The organism is Candidatus Kaiserbacteria bacterium (genome assembly GCA_016699245.1).
Lineage (GTDB): Bacteria > Patescibacteriota > Minisyncoccia > Phycocordibacterales > UBA918 > Damh-18.
In genome coordinates, this window is record CP064968.1 from 607,665 (window position 1) to 625,620 (window position 17,956).

A 17,956-nucleotide genomic window follows, 5' to 3' on the forward strand; every position below is an offset into this window, starting at 1 on the left:
AACGTAAGTATGAACTTGGGTCTGAAAAGTTCGACTATCTGGAGAATTTAAAATCCTATATAAAATAGAATAAGATAAGTGGAAATGTGGTCAGTGAACCGACCCTATTTCTTGTAGACTTAGATGGTGGCTCCACTGGGGAGATTCATTTCAGATTTGTACTTCTCGATAACTTCAGGATGTTTGCCTTCTTTGCATTCTGCGACAAATGTATTCGCTTCTGCGCTGTCGGGGAATGTCATATAGGAAAGGGCTCCTTCGCATATGACGTCCGCGTTTAATTTTCCAGAAACATGAGTCTGCCCATTAAATGCTTTAAGCGCGTTGGATTCTACAATACGCTCTGCTTCCTCATATCCCTCATGGTAATCAAAGTTCCAGCGCGGAGGAAGCGCGAATACGTAAAGATTATTTCTTCCTAGTTCAGTTGCGAGTATAGGAGCAGCTGATACAGAAAAATCTTCAGCGATGTATGAATCCCATTGAGCCAAGGTGAAAACCATGACAGGAATATCTTCATACGGAAGTGTTGCGGTCCACTTTGGATTTCGGATCAAAAGTGTAACCCCTGTTTGTGTACTTTCCGTGGACGTTAAGGGATTCCCTTCCCACGTGTTTTCTACAATGGAATATCCTTCCCAGTTTTGAGGGAGTGAAAAGGTAAATCCGAAGTCAGTATTGCTATATACGATAGAGGTGCTCGAAGCAGTGGGTTCCTGTACCGGCACTGTTACTTTATTTTTGTCACGAAGAGAATATCCTACTATTCCTAATACCATCAGACTTACGACGACGAGTAGTATAGAGATTATTTTGTTGCTTTTCATGTCTAAAGTGTACCACAAAAAACAATATCATTTTAGTTGTGTCAAGGCTGCGGGCCATCTGGGACGATGTTCGAACTTTTGTATTTAATGAATCTACTGTATAGTCACACTTGAGTGCTTGGATTACCAATCTCTATGTCCGGTGTCGACAACAGGTTGAGAGCACAAGTAAACCTGCTGCCCACAGCCACGACAAACGACGGCCGTAACTATAACGGTCATCTGGTGTCCAAGCACTCACCCGCCACCTTTAATGGTGGCTTTTTCTTTCATAAAACGAGCTGGCCTTATGGGAGGATGTTAGAACCATCCTTCTCTAGAAAATCTTTAATCTGCAGATTAGTCATTGGCGCTGATATTTTTCCAGAAAGATACTTTATCGTAACCACATGATGCTCCTCATCCCATGAATTGATACAATCCAAAGCAAGGATCACCTCGTAATCTCTCTGATATGCATCTATTACTGCCATTCTGACGCATGCATGCGTATTGATCCCTGATATGATGAGTGTATCTATTCCAAGCGCCTGAAGCATCTCATCAAGGTTAGTTTTATAGAACGGACTATACCTCCTTTTAATAATTTCTAAATCGTACGTCTGATGGTCAAGACCATCCAAAAGCTTGCTCCCTTCAGTTCCAGCAACAACAAATCTCTTACCTAATTTGCGATCGCCTATGAAGGCATCACTTCCATCAGGTTTCATTTCCTGCCTGACCCAAATGATCGGTACGCCATGCTCCCGTATTATTCCAGACAGAATATTTATCTTTGGAACTAAATCACTTTGAATTGCATTAAGTTCTACTGACTCAAAAAAATCCTTTTGAAGATCAATGATGAGTAAAGCTGGTTTCATATTGCGTTAAGTGTATCAAAGTTCAAAAGTAAAACTCTTGATCTAATTCAACCTCAAATAAGGCTGGATGACGTGCTGGCCATCTGGGACGATGTTCGAACTTTTTTACAAACTAATCATTTCGTATACTATAATTAAGAAATGAAAACTTGGCTGATTGGAAGCGACTTGGATGGAACACTGATCTATCCAGATAATTCTCCTGAAGTAAATCTGGGTACAAAAGCTTTTAACTTAATAATCCAAAAGCATAGAGAATCACATACTTTAGCCTACGTAACTGGCCGTCACCTTGAAAGAGCTAAAGAAGGAGTAAAAGAAGCTGGTCTTATTGAGCCAGATTTTTATATCTGTGATGTCGGAACCACTATCTATGAACAAAATGTCTTAACTGGAGCTTTTTCTCTTGACCAAGTTTATAGGGATCAACTTACAAAATCTTGGCAAGAAACCACAAAAGACAAATTGATTGATTGGCTACAAAATTTTCCTTTCCTTACCCTACAAGAAGATAATAGACAGGGTGAATTTAAACTGTGTTACTACGTTTCTTCCGACATTGAGCGTGAATCATTTGAAAATTCTGTTATTAAACAGATAACAGAGGAATTTAAACTTCAAGCGATATACAGCACTGACCCAAATAATAATATTGGCTACTTAGATATCCTTCCTAAAGGAGCATCTAAAGAATCTGCATTAAACTTTCTAGCTCAAAAGACTAATATTTCTAAAGATAGAATTGTCTATGCTGGAGACAGTGGTAACGACTTAGCTGTCTGCAAAGCGGGAATAAAATTTATCATTCCTCAAAAAGCCAGTGAGGAAGTTAATTCTTTTTTCTTATCACCAGAAAATTCTAGTTGTATTTATTATAAGGTTACAGAGCCCTTTTGCTTTGGTTTACTTGAAGGACTCCGTTACTTTAAAGTCTTTTAGAAAATCTATAGTTGTATTGCTGGCCGTCTGGGACGATGTTAGAACTTTTTATACAACAAAAAAGTAAATATTTGCAAAATGCGTTACAATTAAAACTATATGGGCAGAAAAAAGAATGTAACTTGCACATCGGTATTCTAGGTATGCGGATTTCTCTTTTTTTTATATGCGAAATTTTGGTCCACCTCACTATCAATCCAGTCATGGGCAGAAGTCTCAATGCCAATAACAGCTTATCTGTCGAGTACTGTTGTTATAGCGATGATGCTTTGGTTTGCTATGCAAAGAAGTAATAGTGTATGGCAAAAGACTGTATGGATACTTTTCGTAGCATTAATCATCGGTGGAGTTGGAAGCTATGTATGGAGAGGCAACACACTAGTAAATCAGTGCACATCACAAGGTGGAATACTTGACCAGCAAAATAAAGTTACTTCTTTTAATTTCAAATGCGAGCAAGTTGGCACAAATAAAATATTGCCTCTTGTGAATTAATATTATGTTAGAAGACTAAAAAGCGATTGCTGGCCGTCTGGGACGATGTGAGAACTTATTTAACAAGTTCAAGAGCGACTGATGCATAGCGATATACATCATCACGTAAACGTTCATCGTTTGTATGCATTTGATTTAATTCTTCTTTTGTTACCCAAACACACTGAGCATTTTTACTTGCCTCCTCTTGGGGTTTTATTTCACGACTATTCGACTTTGCAAAAAAAATAAAGGAGGAATGGTCGTGGTGCTCGTTAATTGAATGTCTATTAACAAAGATCGGTGGTACCAAATCTTTATTGATGTCAAAGTCTTGTTTGGTCCACGTACTTGGTCCGATCAATTCGACTTTCAAACCAACCTCCTCCCAAACTTCTCGAAGTACTGCCTCATTAATATCTTCTCCTGGATCCACATGACCACCTGGAGCAATCCAGAAATTATATTTTTCGTGTAAACGTAAAAGCACGGCTTTGTCGTTCACGATATACGCATCAGTACAAAGATCGACATAATAATTTAAATGAGCCATATCAAAAGTATACCAGACCTTCGACTTGAACCAATTTTTTATTGAAAGGTATGGCTAAAATAAAGAGCTGCCGATCAGGGACTCGGTCACGAATCACTAAGTATATTTGTTCGTCTACGACTCCAAATCTACTAAGTGTTCTCGACCCCGGCGGGTAAAACAGTCCCCCGGACTGTTTTCTTCCGCCTTTCGAGTCCCTAGGCAACAAACACAAAAATAACCGACTTTTGTCGGTTATTTTTGTGTTAGCTGGCAGCCTTGGACGATTTACGAACGCCAAAGTGGGTAGATTTGGTGGAATACCCCTCTCTCACACTCCAAGATATCCTTGAATTTACTCACTAATTCAGACAGAGAGGTTGAAGGGCCTAGAGTGATGAATGCTGATTACTATACAAATTCGTAACTTTGCGGGGGTTTTTTCATTTACTTTCGAACTTTTGTTTTTGAGTGGGGGTACCCCCCGAATTGACCCCACACGTCTTGCACAAAGTACCCAACTATAGATGGAGAAAAAAATCTGGTAAATTTTGGTATAATTTCTATATGGAAAAACCAAAAATATCAAATGTCGAACATAATCAAAATTTAAGTAACATTCATCAATTGGATGAGGCTGTGAGGCAATTATATAGTAAGCCTGAGAACGACGAAGAGCTTGTGGAGCGAGTTAGGATTCTGAAAGAGATCCCTGAAAATTTAAATACACCTAAGGTGCTTGTTAAACTCGGTGACCCTACAAAGGCAGACAAGTTTATATATATGCACGATGATGAGGGGAAGGAGTATCTTATCGCACTACCCATAAACAAGATGGATTATCATAGGCAGATAGCGAATTTTGCGAGGAAGCTCTATGGAAAAGATTTTAAAGTCGATGGTGGTGGGTATCTAAGTGTGCGTGATGGCAATCTTGTTGTGCATGGTAGTTCTGGATCATACGGAAATTTTCCCCCTCGCGTTGTGTCAATTTTAAAGGAATCATTTCCAGACATTAATGTAGTTGATGAATCTCCATCTATTGTTGAACAAGATAAGATAAACAAGGAGCACAAAGCAGTTCTTGAGTCTATTGAAGATCCAGTTCAATCTGAATTGTATTCTGTAGTAACGGGAGATCTTGGTACGAAAATGGGGTACGACTCCACGACACTTCCGCGTCCAGTTGATAATGCTGACGAGATGTCACATATGATATACAGAAGTGAAAATGGTGGTTCCTTTGGAGTCGACACGCTTTTTGTGGCTCGAAGAAAGGAAGACCACACGTTAGCAGTTAATGAAGTAGCTGTTACACGATGGGCTATTCATGATGTGAGTGCACGAGCAGAGGGAGATACGATTATATTTGAGTTCACCACTAACGGCGAAAAGCAGGTACTATCTTTACCTATGAGTGAAGTCGACAAGAGAGAAGCTTATACGGACTTAAATGAACCAGAGAAAATCATTCTCAAAATGTATAAAGACAACCAAGCTATCTACAATACTGGGACAAAACCAAAAATAATGCACGGCTCAGCACACTAATTAATTAGTGTGCTATATCTTTACTCCTCCAAGGTACTTCTTAAGAGCTTCGGAGAGCACTGGGAGTAGTTTTTGCATATCCACGCCAACAACCATTCCGCGTTTCTCATTCTCATCACTATTCCATGCATAGTTAAATGCTCTTTCTTCAGATCTACCGACTTGACCGATCTGAAATGCGCTCGCATGAACACCAACTTCCACCATTTTTTTAACTGCTTCTTGAGTTGCTCCAGCATCGCTTGATCCACCGTCTGTAATCTCGAAGAGTATATCTAGAATCTTCCCTTGTTGTATTCTTTGTTTACTCACTTCATCTTGAGTTTCGAGTATATGATTTAAAGCGACATGATCATAGGTGTTTCCATTTTCAGCACCAGACTGCTTCAATGTATTAAGAATCTCAATCGTCGGGTCTTCTTCTCCACTTTCTGAATCAAGCTTCTTGATGATCGATAAAGTATTACTGAATCCGAGTACCTGTGTTTCGACTTTGAGCTTTGAACCTGTACTACCTCGAGTAAGATTGAGCATCTCGTTAAATTGTTGAAGCGATCTGAGAATGAGAACTAGGGTCTTGGCAAGCACATTTTGCTTCGTTTCATCATCCATTGAACCTGATTTGTCCACCACAAGACGAACCCTAATGACCTCGGGCTTTTCAACTGTAGATTCCTTCGTTATCACCTTATCGTATATTCTTGGCGAGGACTGACCTGCATAGATTGCCCCCATATTGTCTATGACGGAGTCGATATTTAAGTCAAAACCAGATGAGTGTGCACTATCTCTTGTGTGTGTAATTTCAATCGAACTTCCCGTAATGATATTTTGCCACAACTCAGTAAGATCATTCAGATACGGAAGAATACTCTCCTCAATCCTTCGGAGAGAACGCAATTCTTGATATATGTTTCTACCTTGAATTTCGTGCTGGTTTGCCCAATCTTTGTCTAAGTTTTCCTGAAAGGCACGTTCACTCTTCGGTTGTTCTTTTACTTTTCCATCCTTCTGAGCGTCTTTTGCCTTTTCTTCCTCTTTACGTTCAGTAAATTTCTTTATCTCGTCCTCATTGAGTTGATCAGGGCTTTGTGATTCAAACTTTTCATGAATATTTGACCACTCTTTAAATTTTTGCTCTTGTCGCTCTTTTGACGAAGTTCCAGTTGAATTAGTATTTTGTTGCTCGTTACTAGCAGTACCATCTGATTTTTTGTCCTCATTTCCGCTACCACTTTGTGACTTATCCGTCCCTTGATCCTCAGGATTCTTATTTTCTGACTGACCTTTATCTTCAGTACTTTCTTGATTTTTCTGTTCAGGACTTTCATTACCCTGATTTTGTTCTTGCCCATTATCTTGGTTAGGATTGGATCCGTCATTCTTCTTATCCTCAGGATTTGAATCCTTATTCTCGTTAACATCCTTTTGTATCAAAGCTTCGTATATTGGTTGGATATACCTCTTTAAGTACTCATGTCGTGCTGACGCTTTTGCATCAGTTCGACCTGGAACCATAAAAGTATGGATGAGTGACTCCACGTCATATTCTTTATTGCCGACAGTAATTTGGGTATCTAGTGCCTCTCTCACCTCAGCATCTACAACAATTTCCTCGCTAGGGAGCATGGCTTTCCGAAGTAGATAATATGCAAACTGAAGATGTCGGGGGATTTGTGAAATTGAACCATCGTCTCCTTGTACATTAGTAAAATCTGAATCTTTAAATAATTTTTCTCGGTACAAATCTTCCACATGCTTTCCACCTTGTCTTTTGCTTTCGTAATAACTTGCCCGTCTTGATACCACTTTATTTACATAGACATCATCCAAACAGTTGAATAACGTGTGGTACGTCTTATAGGCAAGTTGCGGATCCATCTCTGTTTCCTTTGAAAGTGTATCCGCCTTTCCTTTCATGTATTCAAAACTCGCAAGCAATCCTTCTTTGTCAGTAGCAAAATCTCTAAAATGTGAAAGTTCATGAAATACTGCCCAGAGTATTTGCTCTTTATTGTACCCTCGTTCAAAAAACCATTTGCTGTCGAGTTGTACGACCCCATTCTCGTAATCAATAAGAAATTGGTCCTCCATTTTGAATCTGAGCGAGACATCCTCGGCAAAGGAGTTGAGGAGTCTTCTGTGGCTATTCACAAAATCCTCACCCTGCTTTTTATAGGCTTCAATTTCCATCTCTACAGATGGTCGTTTTATTTGATCTATCGAATTGAATTTAAACTTTGGAGGCATATTAATAACCACGTGCTATTTGTGGTGCGACAAATCGGTGTGTAGAGAAACTCCCGTTTACTTTTGAGACTTTCCATTCTTGATCTCCAATGCGTTTTACTGAAATAAGGACATTTTCATCACTCTTTAATTTTATACAAAAAAGGACGGGGTCATCTGCGTACATTGATCCAAAACTCTTCTCAAGATGCTCATTGTCTCTCCATCTTTCTTCATAGTAAATAAACAGTTTAATCATCCATGGCTCAGTGAATATGAAGTCACTCAATAATTCTTTCAGTTTATCGATAGAAACAGTGTATGCAGGAAGTCTTTGATCTTCTCTCCAATCAGCACCGTAATACTGATTAAATTCAAAACTACTCTTATTTTTAAAGATATGTGCGGCCTGTTCAAAAACTTGTTCGACTTCTGGATCTAAGGACATTTTTAGCTTTTTAAATTCTTGAGATTCTTTTTCGTCCATATCAAATGCAGTAAATTGAGATCCGCGATTGATCATACTTCTACCAGTCCTTGGCTGAAGTGTTTTTGAGTCAGTACCTGGTTTCAAGTTTGGGAAATCAGGAGTGCCACAATATAATTCTCGTTCACGTCTTTCCTTGGTGAATTCGATAAATTTACTAAACCCCTCGTCGAGCTTACTTTGAGCATCTTTGTCACCCAATGCAACCCGAACTCTTAACTCAAGTCGTTGTCCCAGCACTTCTTTAACGTTGTGTAATTCAGACCCAAAATCTTCTTCTAGTTGGTGCAAGAAGTCAGTATGATATTTAACAAATGCTTCATTGATCTTAAATTTCTCTGTGTATGTTGCAGCAATAGATGGAAAAAGATTCTTCTCACTTTCTATCACTCTTTCGACAGAAGCAACCGCTTGTTCTACTGAATCATACTTACCAGGATCATCTAAAGCTTTTACTACCTCAGAAAACGTGCTCTGCAACAATTGTTCTTCAGTTTCGTTTAAAAGATCCGTGGTCGTATTAATCTCTTCCTTCTCTCCATTTTTTAGATGCTTTCTTAATTTAAAGACAAGCTCCTTAATTTTTGAGAGAGATTCATTACCATACTCCAAAACAGGAGCGAGTGAGGTCTTCAGATCGGATGAAACACCTTCTGCTGAGACAAATTTTTGCAGTGTTCTTATGTTATTTTCCAGTTTCAGAATTGTGTATTCACTTTTCTTTATTCTTTCAAAATCGTACGGAAATTCATTTCTTTCAGGAGCTTTTCCGTATACATTTTCAACAACTTCGCGTACGGTAGTAAACTGTAGATCCCTCCCTTTATTTTCAGGAGTGTGGATCGCTGAGTCAAATGTTCCAGCCTTTGCTACAGCCTCTTTCCACGAAGCATCAGTGAGAAATCCTTCTGCTTGAAGTTGTTGGACGAAAAACTTTACGTCCATTGCATTTGTGAGTGGTGCGATTAACTCTTTATAAATATAGAAATCAAATTCGTTTTCAAAGTTATCTCGTTTCCACGACTCAATAACTTGCTTCACGTCACGCATGCTTACGACCGACGATGTCGCAGTAAGTGGTACATTTAAGCCAGCCTGTCCCGAAAACAGCTTCCCATCGCGCTGACCACTGTATACTTCCTGGACCTTTCGTATAAACTTTGCCAATCGCCACAAATCATCGAAAGCATCTTCTGGAGCGTTCACATCCCCTTTATCGTTCATCAGCATCGCGATCATAAGCGTATACAATTCATTTCCTCGCTCAGCCGTTTCTTGGTATGTGCCCTCTGTGGCTTGCGGTAAATAATCGTAATCTATCGGACGGATTCTGTTTACAAAATCCGCAGACAATTCAAAAAGTCCTTTATACCTATCTATCGCCTTTGGATTGCGGTTTAAGTTTCCAGTCATAATGACTCCGAATCCTGGTCTTGCAATCATTTTTGTCCCCTTAGGGTCGCCGATAACAGGAACTTCTTCTCCACGTTTCGCATTAATAATTATGTCATTAAGTGATTTAAGTATCTCAGGTGGAATTGCGTTAACTTCTTCGATAATGAGAGGAATTCCTTGATCCATTGCCCTATATAGGGGACCCAAAACAAAATTTGCCTGTGGACCACGTTCATCTGACGTTAAATCAATTTTCCCAAATATCTTTGTTTCATCAATACCTTTTGCACCCGCTATTCTTTCTGGCTCAACACTTAACACCTCACTACAAAAATATTTAGCAACAGACGATTTACCTGAACCCGTTTCACCATTCAGAAAAGGGATCTTATCAATTGCATAGTAATTATCTTGAAGCTCATCTAATTTCTTTTCTGCGTATGGTGTAAGCACAAAATCACCAGACTTTAACTCCTTTCGATACTCTCGTAATTCAAGGGCATTTCGAACAATATATGCTTCTGGGTTCGACCACATAAGCTCTGCGATTGAAGTTTCTACACCCTCGATCTCAGTATTAATCTTCTTCATTGCTTCAATCACCTGCGGTGGTCGATTGAGTGCGGAATTGATTGGAAAACGCTCCTCAAATTTTAACTTTGCATCTTTGAGAGCCACAACTCTCTTATCAAAGACATGAAATGCCCGTGCGGCCTCTTTAACATTTTTTAATCTAAGCTCAATAAGAGCATTCTCTTCAACAGAAAAATCAACATCATTTGTAATAGTTTCTGTCAAAAAGACACGTAAATCGTCAGGTAGATCCAGATCAGTTGCACTAGACAAATTCTCACGCGTAACGATTTCTTTTTTGTTTACTGATTCCTCAACAGGTTTCCAACTCTCTTTCATAGTACTGTTGATTATAGCTCATTAAATATGAATTTGTTTGTCATTATTCCCCTAGTTAAAAGCTTTTCCTGTGATTGTTGGAGCAACGAACTGCTGGGCAGAAATCGATGGCTGGGTAACTTTAGTGATACTCCATTCATGATCCCCAGTCCTGTCTAAAGCAAGTAAGACATCCTCACCATTTTTTTGGGCAACACAAAATACTGCTGGGAAGCTATACATGTATGCCTTTGCATAATCTTCAGAGTATTCGTACAATTTCTCGGAATGGTATATAAATCCTTCAACCATCCATGTGTCACTTTTGGAAAAACCACTGAGTAGCGTGTTAATTTTTTTCGTATCAATCTCGAATGATTTCGGGTTTGGATTACCATTCTCGTCTCTCGTATCGAAGAAATCTTTTTGAAAGAAAAGCTGAAAAGTAACTGCACTTTCTTCTTTAAAAACTCTTCTCGCATTTGCAAAGACTTCTTCGACACCAGCATCCTTATGAATGATTGTTTTTTCCAACAACTCCTTGCGGTAATAAGCTAGTCCTTTTTCATCTCTGAAATGAGGGTTAAAAATAGCTGGAATTTGATCAAGCTCAATTATTTCACTTTTCTCATCAAGATTCGGATATACATCTGTTCTCAGTGTCCAGCGCAAGTCGTTATGTTTACGAAAGAAGAAATTAAAATCACTCATTAAGACAGATGCGGGATGTTTTACGTCCTCCAATGTGTACATATCAGCCCCAAGTCTTAATTCTAAATCAAGTATACGATTTATTATTTCATTCACACGATCAGCAAGAGTCAGGTCCGAATGAAAATTTTTGACTAGTTCATTTTTTTCCTCCAGCAATCCTTCCAATTCGACAATCAATTCTTTTTTACCAAGTATCTGATCTGGATTCCTTTTTGTTTCATACTCTTCGATTCTGTTGCTTGCTGCAATATAGTCCTCAGTGTATACATCCTTTAATTCTGACCATAACGTTTCTTCTTTTTTGATTCTTTCCTTCCATAAATCCACGAACTCCCCAGCCTTTATTATCCGTCTATTTTGAAGAGAATCAACGGTTTTAAGTACTTTTTCGATTGATCCTGCACGAAGTTGAGTCAATGACTCACTTAGCTGTTCACCGAGTATACGAAGTTTCTTTCCGTCTCGTGTTTGGTGTGCATCCTCCATTTCTTTTACTAGAGTGGTAACGTCTGCTTCAAGTTCTGCAAGACCATCACGAATGCCACGAAATTGATTATTTTCTGCACCCTCAAGAAATGCGTCCATTTTTTCTTTTTGTGACTGTACAGTGCAGAGTTCGCTCTTTGCATAGGTAATAACATTAGGATCATACTGTGGGTACTCCTTTCTCTCAGGAATTTTCCCGTAAACATTTTGTACAACGTCGCGAACAGTCGAAAACTGAATTTCTTGCCCCTTATTTTCAGGAGCATGCATAGCAGAATCGAATGTCCCAGCTTTTGAAACGACATCCTTCCATGACTGATCAGTAAGGAAACCTTCAGACTGAAGTTGTTGAACAAAAAACTTTACATCCATTGCATTAGTGAGCGGTGCAATAAGTTCCTTATATACGTAGTAATCAAACTCTCTTTCAAAATTATCTCGCTTCCATGACTCAATAACCTGCTTCACATCGCGCATACTCACGACTGAAGATGTGGCGGTCACAGGCATATTCAGTCCGCCTTGTCCTGAAAATAATTTCCCGTCTCGCTGACCGCTGTAGACTTCTTGTACTTTTCGGACAAACTTTGCCAAACGCCACAAATCATCGAACGCCTCTTTAGGTGCATTTACATCACCCTTATCGTTCATGAGCATTGCGATCATGAGTGTGTAAAGTTCATTACTTTTTCCCGCCTCTTCAATGTAGTTACCTTCAGTTGATTGGGGTAGATAATCGTAATCTATTGGACGAACGCGATTAACAAAATCGGCAGAAAGTTCAAATAGCCCTTTGTATCGATCGATAGCCTTTGGATTGCGATTGAGGTTTCCGGTCATGATCACGCCGAATCCATCCTTAGCCTTTACTTTTGAACCCTTGGGGTCACCAATAACAGATACCTCCTCACCCTTTTTCGCATTGATAATTATGTCATTGAGTGATTTTAGGATCTCAGGCGGAATTGCATTAACTTCTTCAATAATGAGGGGAACTCCTTTTTCCATTGCACGATAAAGGGGACCTGGCACAAAGCGTGCCTGTGGTCCGTTCTCGTCTGAAGTAAGATCAATTTTGCCAAATATTTTTGTTTCATCAATTCCTTTTGCTCCCGCAATTCGCTCTGGTTCTACCTCAAGTACTTCAGCGCAGAAATACTTGGCGATTGATGATTTCCCTGACCCCGTCTCTCCATTTAGAAAGGGGATCTTATCTATTGCGTAGTAGTTATCTTGGAGCTCGTCTATCTTTCTCTCAGCGTATGGAGTCAAAACAAAATCCCCCGACTTTAATTGCTTTCTGTACTCACGCAACTCTAAGGCATTACGCACCACATATGCTTCTGGATTTGATTGCATTAATTCTGCAGTCGAGTTTTCTATTTCCGATATTTCCGTATCAATTTTTCTCATCGCCAAAATTACTTGCGATGGACGGTTTTGTGCAGAATTGATTGGAAATTTTTCCTCAAACCTAAGCTTTGCGTGTTTAAGTGAATCTATCTTTTTGTCAAAAGCACGAAACGCTCGAGCGGCCTTCCTTACATTTTGGATTCTTAGTTCAGCAAGTACGGTTTCCTCTGCTGTTAAACCAACCTCATCTGGTATGGTTTCTGTAATGTATGACTGGAGTTCTGGAGGGAGATCAAGATCCTCGGATCGAGCTAGATTTTCACGTGCAATAACTTCCTTTTCATTGACTGACTTTTCAATCGGTTTCCAGTTTTCTTTCATAATGTCCATTATTATACCCAAAAAATACTGGGTAGTTTGTTGGTCCCAAAAACAAAATCCACCCAAATGGGTGGATTTTTAGTTTGGATACTGCTCTCAGCAGGTATGCCATTTCAGAATAGTCCTCGGGTGGTTTCGACGCGTCTCGTGCGCGATAACCTACCTCGAGTTGGCTGCCGATCAGGGACTCGAACCCCAATGACTTCCTCCAGAGGGAAGCATCCTACCATTAGATGAATCGGCAATGTGATATGTGCGTTTGTACAAGGTTCTCGTTTGGACTCGATTCCTACAGAATCTGTTCAGGTTGTCGATACTTTATTTCGCATGCACTCATAAATTATCTGGCAACCTTCTTGAAAAGTCTCCCAGACTTTTCAAGCCCCAATGACTTCCTCCAGAGGGAAGCATCCTACCATTAGATGAATCGGCAATGTTTGTTTTGTACTTTGTTTGTTCTCGTTTGGACTCGATCATTACATGATCAGTACACGTTGTCGATATTTTTACAAAATATCTGGCAACGTCCTGAAATGATACCCCATATCATTTCAGCCCCAATGACTTTCTCCCGGGGGAAGAATCCCACCATTAGATGAATCGGCAATATTTTGTACGTCGCCCAGATTACTTTTTTTGGGATGCGTGTGTGCATCGTCTGTTTTTCTTCCGTGGGGAAGAAAAACAGACGGGCTCAGAAATTATAATTGCTTCGCTCTTTAATTTCTGGCCACCATTAGATGAATCGGCAATGTGTATTGCTTTGGAACTCCCAAATCAATAGCGTCTGAATTCTAACAGATTTTTCAATTTTTGCTATACTTTTATCATGCAAAAAATACGAGTATTTATTATCCATGGTGGGATGACTTTTAAAAGTAAAAAGGATTATATTACGTACCTTACGACCCGAGAAATTTCTATTGATCGTAAGCCAAACTGGACTGAAGAATATCTGAATACCTCTCTCGGAAAACAGTTTGAGATAGTCCGGCTCCGTATGCCAACCCCCGACAACGCCCATTATGATGAATGGAAAATTCACTTTGAGCGCTATCTTCCCTTCTTCACGAAGCAAGTCATTCTTATTGGAGAATCTCTTGGTGGCATTTTCCTTGCACGATATCTTTCTGAGAACCGCCTTCCACAAAAAGCACTTGCGACATATCTCGTTTGTCCTCCTTTTGATAACTCTCTTTCTGATGAAGACTTGGTGAATGGCTTCAAACTCAAACCAGACCTTTCCCTTCTTCCTGAAAACACGAATCATCTTTCAATTCTCTTCTCCGCAGATGATGATGTCGTCCCCGTGCAACATGCAGAAAAATATCGTGAAAAACTTCCCACCGCAATGATACGGATACTCAAAGGAAAAAATGGACATTTCAACGTGAGCAAATTACCCGAAATAGTAAAAATGATTCTCAAAGATACGCGTCCACGATAACACTATAAGACACAAATTATCTTGTCTACATTCAGTAGATACCTGCTATACTGGAGTTGATGATATTACTCAGACTTCATCATATAAATCCTTTTTATATGATGGGTATTTTCCTTGTTGTAGCGCAACTCTTTATTTTTAGTGCTGTCCTTCACGATCCTTCAATAGGTATCTTTTTATTCTGGTCATGTAACAATTTCTGTATTTTCTTGATGTATGCTTGTTATAAGCAGGATATGCAGATGATCAAGGGTATTAGTTACCTCGGATTAGTGTCACAGATACTCTGGATATTAGATTTTGGCTCGCACATATTAGGATTTGATTTGTCTGGAATCACTGACTACATATACCTTGAAGGATTCACATATACCAATGAGGTTTCAGTAGGAGTTCATATAATTATTCCTATTGCGATACTTGTTTTTAGTTTTAGAGTAAAACCAATGTATACATCGCTTCTATATGCTCTTCCCTATATCGTTTTTCTCTACATCGTCACGCTCATATGGACACCACCTGTAGAAGATATTAACTGCGTCTTTTATGGATGTGGCAACGATCAATACCTCCCCTATAATATATTGTTATGGCCATTGTATGCAGTTATTTCAACCTTGCTGAGTTACGGTATTCACAGCCTTTTGTATTACGGGTGGAAAAAGACTGTTGTCAGTTTAAGGTACATAGCAACGCGCAAGCATGCATGAATATATGACGACAACAGATACTATACACATAAAACACTGGCGTTAACGCCAGTGTTTTACTTTTTCAATAATCTCAATTGTTAACTCGCTCTTGATTGACGGGCTTTCTTTGCTGCGGCGGCGGCATCGGCGGCTTTTTTTGCGGCAAGTGCATCTGCGGCGGCTTGCTGTTTTGCGAGTGCTGCTTTTTGGGCTGCCAAGGCATCGGCTGCGGCTTTTTGTGCAGCGAGAGCGTCTGCGGCTTTCTTTGCAGCAGCGGTTTCGGCTTGCTTCTTCGCAAGGGACGTCGCGAAGTCTGCGGCATTTTTATCTGAGGCTGCTTTCTGAGCCGCCGCTGCTGCCTCTGCTTCTAATCGTTCCGCTTCCTTTTGTGCTTGGGCAATTTCCGCTTTTAGTTTTTCTTCAGCGCGCGCTTGCTCTTCATTTTTTAAAAGAAGCAATTCTGCTTGGAGTTTTGCTTTTGCCTCCTCTTCTTTTTGTTCTTTTTCAAAGTTGAGACGTTCATTCTCAATCTCTATTGCCACCTTTTCCGCATACGCCGAAGAACCTCCATAGAGCATGATGCCAATGAGTGCAAAAGTAGCCGCTACATTTCTAATATCTTTTTTCATATAGGTTAATCAAGTTTCTGCCACATGTGTGTCTCACCTTTTGTCACCTCACATTCACCACACTTAAATGTATCAGGTAATGTCTCCCACTTAGTGCCCGCGAGGAAACCACGTTCGGGGAAGCCCACCGCTTCATCGTAAATCCATCCACACTCTAAGCATACGTATTGAGACATAATTTGTTGGTTATCTTATTACCAAATAATACTACCTTTCTAGTATGAATATTTGATGAAGATGAGGGGACGTAGAGCCCATCCAATGACCCCAGATACGAGGCATCGAGGAGTGAAGACATGAGGCGTACTTAATGTACGATGAATGTCTGAACGACGAAGATAACGAAGTAGGTGGGGTTAGTGGATGGGCTCTTATGCACAGGGTACGCGGAGTTCAATAGTCGTACCTTCACTTTTTATACTTGTCACACGAAGCGTCCCCCCATGTGCATCAGCAATTTCTTTTACAATCGCAAGACCGAGGCCAGAGCCTGTGGTGGCTTTTTGGGTTCGGGCGACATCAACTTTGAAAAATCGTTCAAAGATACGTGGTATGTCTTCCTCCGCAATACCGATACCCGTATCCGTAATACGAAGTACCGCTTCACGATGCACTTTTTCGAGTGAAAGTGTCACACTACCTCCCCTGGTATTGTAGTCCACAGCATTTTTAAGGACATTGAGCACAAGGCGTGTCATGTCATCCTGGTTACCCACAAGGGTCACCGCTGTATCTACCCGATGAGATACGGTCACCTCTTTTTGTGCGGCATAGGCAACAAGCCTTTCACACTGAGCAATACACACGTCATTGAATAAAAATGGTGCTACTGTGCGCACTCTCCCTTCGGTATTTCGGACGAGAAAAAGAAGATCGTTTGAAAGTGTGATGAGTCGATTAATTTCATCTTGCGACTCCATAAGAAACTGTCGGTACTGAGGGGTGGTGCGTTCCCCCTGAAGGAGTACTTCCCCTCCCGCTTTAAGGACCGCAAGTGGTGTACGGAGTTCATGTGCTGCATCGGCCACGAATTGCTTTTGACGCTGGTATGACTCCGCAAGTGGTGCAAGCGTTTTACGTGCGAGCAGATATGAAACAATGAGTGTCATAAAAAGAAGAACGATATCTGACACGACGAGAATATCAAAGAGATTCTCAGTTACTTCATGGAGGAGTGGCTCATTGCGCATCTCGAGCATTTCTTTATACTCATCACTTCCGTGTTCTATCTCTAACTCACGCTCAACTCCTTGTGAAAAAAGGATGTATACGGCTACACTAAATACCACGAGAATACAAAAGACGCCGAGCGTGTAGTACGCAGTCAAGCGAATGACTGCGCCTTTAAAGTTAGTGGCTGTTGAATTTGTAACCAACGCCGCGAATCGTTTCAATATAGTGTTCATGTGAATCTGTGAGTTTTTTTCTTAGTTGTCGTATGTATACGTCGGTGATATTGCTAAATGCACTATAGGCGAAGTCCCAACAATGTTCAAGGAGTTGCTCACGAGTCACCACGGCGTCAGCATTTCGCATGAGGTACTCAAGTATCGAGTATTCCTTTGGCGTGAGGGTGATTTCCTTCCCTTTCTTCCTCAAGGTGTGCTCAGTGGTATTGAGTTCTAAATCTTGCATGTGAAGTGTGTCAACAAATTTTTCCTGTGGGCGACGAAGGAGTGCGCGGGCGCGTGCAAGCAGTTCTTTCATTTCAAATGGCTTCACGAGATAATCATCTGCACCGCTATCGAGCCCATCAACTTTGTCATCTATTTCCCCACACGCGGTAAGCATGAGAATAGGCATCACGTACCCTGCGGCGCGAAGTGTACGGCATACATCTTTGCCGTTTTTCTGAGGGAGCATGACATCGAGTACAATAAGGTCGTATACCCCCGACCCAGCCATGCGCTCGCCAGACTCTCCATCACTCACCGTATCCACCGCATAGCCATGTTCCTCAAACATTTGCTTAATGTAGGCTGCAAGTTTTTCGGTATCTTCTACTACAAGTATACGCATGGGGATAGTATAGCGTGTATTCATCTTCTCTTCATCTTATGCTTGAT

Annotated in this window: 14 protein-coding genes and 1 tRNA gene; 4 read left to right on the forward strand and 11 right to left on the reverse strand. The window is 40.4% G+C overall.

Annotation, left to right across the window (positions count from 1 at the left end; translation table 11 throughout):
* Positions 1-119: 119 nt before the first annotated feature.
* Both IPH92_02945 and IPH92_02950 read right to left on the reverse strand, forming a co-directional pair.
* On the reverse strand, positions 120-827 hold the full coding sequence (locus IPH92_02945) for a hypothetical protein (protein QQR64500.1): 708 nt from the start codon (positions 825-827) through the stop codon (positions 120-122).
* Positions 828-1,114: 287 nt separating this feature from the next.
* Positions 1,115-1,690, reverse strand: coding sequence for a cysteine hydrolase (locus IPH92_02950; GenBank protein QQR64501.1), 576 nt, complete (start codon positions 1,688-1,690; stop codon positions 1,115-1,117).
* A 141-nt stretch (positions 1,691-1,831) separates the two neighbouring features.
* Between IPH92_02950 and IPH92_02955 the strand changes: the two genes are divergently transcribed.
* Complete coding sequence (locus IPH92_02955; protein QQR64502.1) at positions 1,832-2,629, forward strand: HAD-IIB family hydrolase; 798 nt, start codon at positions 1,832-1,834, stop codon at positions 2,627-2,629.
* Positions 2,630-3,179: 550 nt separating this feature from the next.
* Here the strand turns inward: IPH92_02955 and IPH92_02960 are convergent.
* On the reverse strand, positions 3,180-3,656 hold the full coding sequence (locus tag IPH92_02960; GenBank protein ID QQR64503.1) for an NUDIX hydrolase: 477 nt from the start codon (positions 3,654-3,656) through the stop codon (positions 3,180-3,182).
* 546 nt (positions 3,657-4,202) lie between these two features.
* Here IPH92_02960 and IPH92_02965 point away from each other — a divergent pair.
* Positions 4,203-5,186, forward strand: coding sequence for a hypothetical protein (locus IPH92_02965; GenBank protein ID QQR64504.1), 984 nt, complete (start codon positions 4,203-4,205; stop codon positions 5,184-5,186).
* A 12-nt stretch (positions 5,187-5,198) separates the two neighbouring features.
* Here IPH92_02965 and IPH92_02970 read toward each other — a convergent pair whose 3' ends face one another.
* The 4 genes from IPH92_02970 to IPH92_02985 all read right to left on the reverse strand — a co-directional run bounded on the left by IPH92_02970 (position 5,199) and on the right by IPH92_02985 (position 13,366).
* Positions 5,199-7,436, reverse strand: a complete 2,238-nt coding sequence (locus IPH92_02970; protein QQR64505.1) for a hypothetical protein — start codon at positions 7,434-7,436, stop codon at positions 5,199-5,201.
* Between the two features lies 1 nt (position 7,437).
* Positions 7,438-10,209 (reverse strand): AAA family ATPase, encoded by a 2,772-nt coding sequence (locus IPH92_02975; protein ID QQR64506.1) that lies wholly within the window; start codon positions 10,207-10,209, stop codon positions 7,438-7,440.
* 51 nt (positions 10,210-10,260) lie between these two features.
* Complete coding sequence (locus IPH92_02980; protein ID QQR64507.1) at positions 10,261-13,122, reverse strand: AAA family ATPase; 2,862 nt, start codon at positions 13,120-13,122, stop codon at positions 10,261-10,263.
* Between the two features lie 170 nt (positions 13,123-13,292).
* Positions 13,293-13,366: transfer RNA gene (locus IPH92_02985), tRNA-Gln, on the reverse strand.
* Positions 13,367-13,951: 585 nt separating this feature from the next.
* On the opposite strand from IPH92_02985, the gene IPH92_02990 reads away from it, so the two are divergent.
* Both IPH92_02990 and IPH92_02995 read left to right on the forward strand, forming a co-directional pair.
* Positions 13,952-14,569, forward strand: coding sequence for an alpha/beta hydrolase (locus tag IPH92_02990; GenBank protein QQR64508.1), 618 nt, complete (start codon positions 13,952-13,954; stop codon positions 14,567-14,569).
* 236 nt (positions 14,570-14,805) lie between these two features.
* Positions 14,806-15,279, forward strand: coding sequence for a hypothetical protein (locus IPH92_02995; GenBank protein ID QQR64509.1), 474 nt, complete (start codon positions 14,806-14,808; stop codon positions 15,277-15,279).
* An 80-nt stretch (positions 15,280-15,359) separates the two neighbouring features.
* On the opposite strand, the gene IPH92_03000 is transcribed toward IPH92_02995, so the two are convergent.
* The 4 genes from IPH92_03000 to IPH92_03015 form a co-directional block, all read right to left on the reverse strand.
* Positions 15,360-15,890: a hypothetical protein gene (locus IPH92_03000; protein QQR64510.1), complete on the reverse strand. Its 531-nt coding sequence runs from the start codon at positions 15,888-15,890 to the stop codon at positions 15,360-15,362.
* Positions 15,891-15,895: 5 nt separating this feature from the next.
* Complete coding sequence (locus IPH92_03005; GenBank protein ID QQR64511.1) at positions 15,896-16,066, reverse strand: rubredoxin; 171 nt, start codon at positions 16,064-16,066, stop codon at positions 15,896-15,898.
* A gap of 195 nt (positions 16,067-16,261) precedes the next feature.
* On the reverse strand, positions 16,262-17,296 hold the full coding sequence (locus IPH92_03010) for a HAMP domain-containing histidine kinase (GenBank protein ID QQR64512.1): 1,035 nt from the start codon (positions 17,294-17,296) through the stop codon (positions 16,262-16,264).
* Positions 17,241-17,909: a response regulator transcription factor gene (locus IPH92_03015; protein QQR64513.1), complete on the reverse strand. Its 669-nt coding sequence runs from the start codon at positions 17,907-17,909 to the stop codon at positions 17,241-17,243. The genes IPH92_03010 and IPH92_03015 overlap by 56 nt, the downstream gene beginning before the upstream one ends.
* Positions 17,910-17,956: the final 47 nt, after the last annotated feature.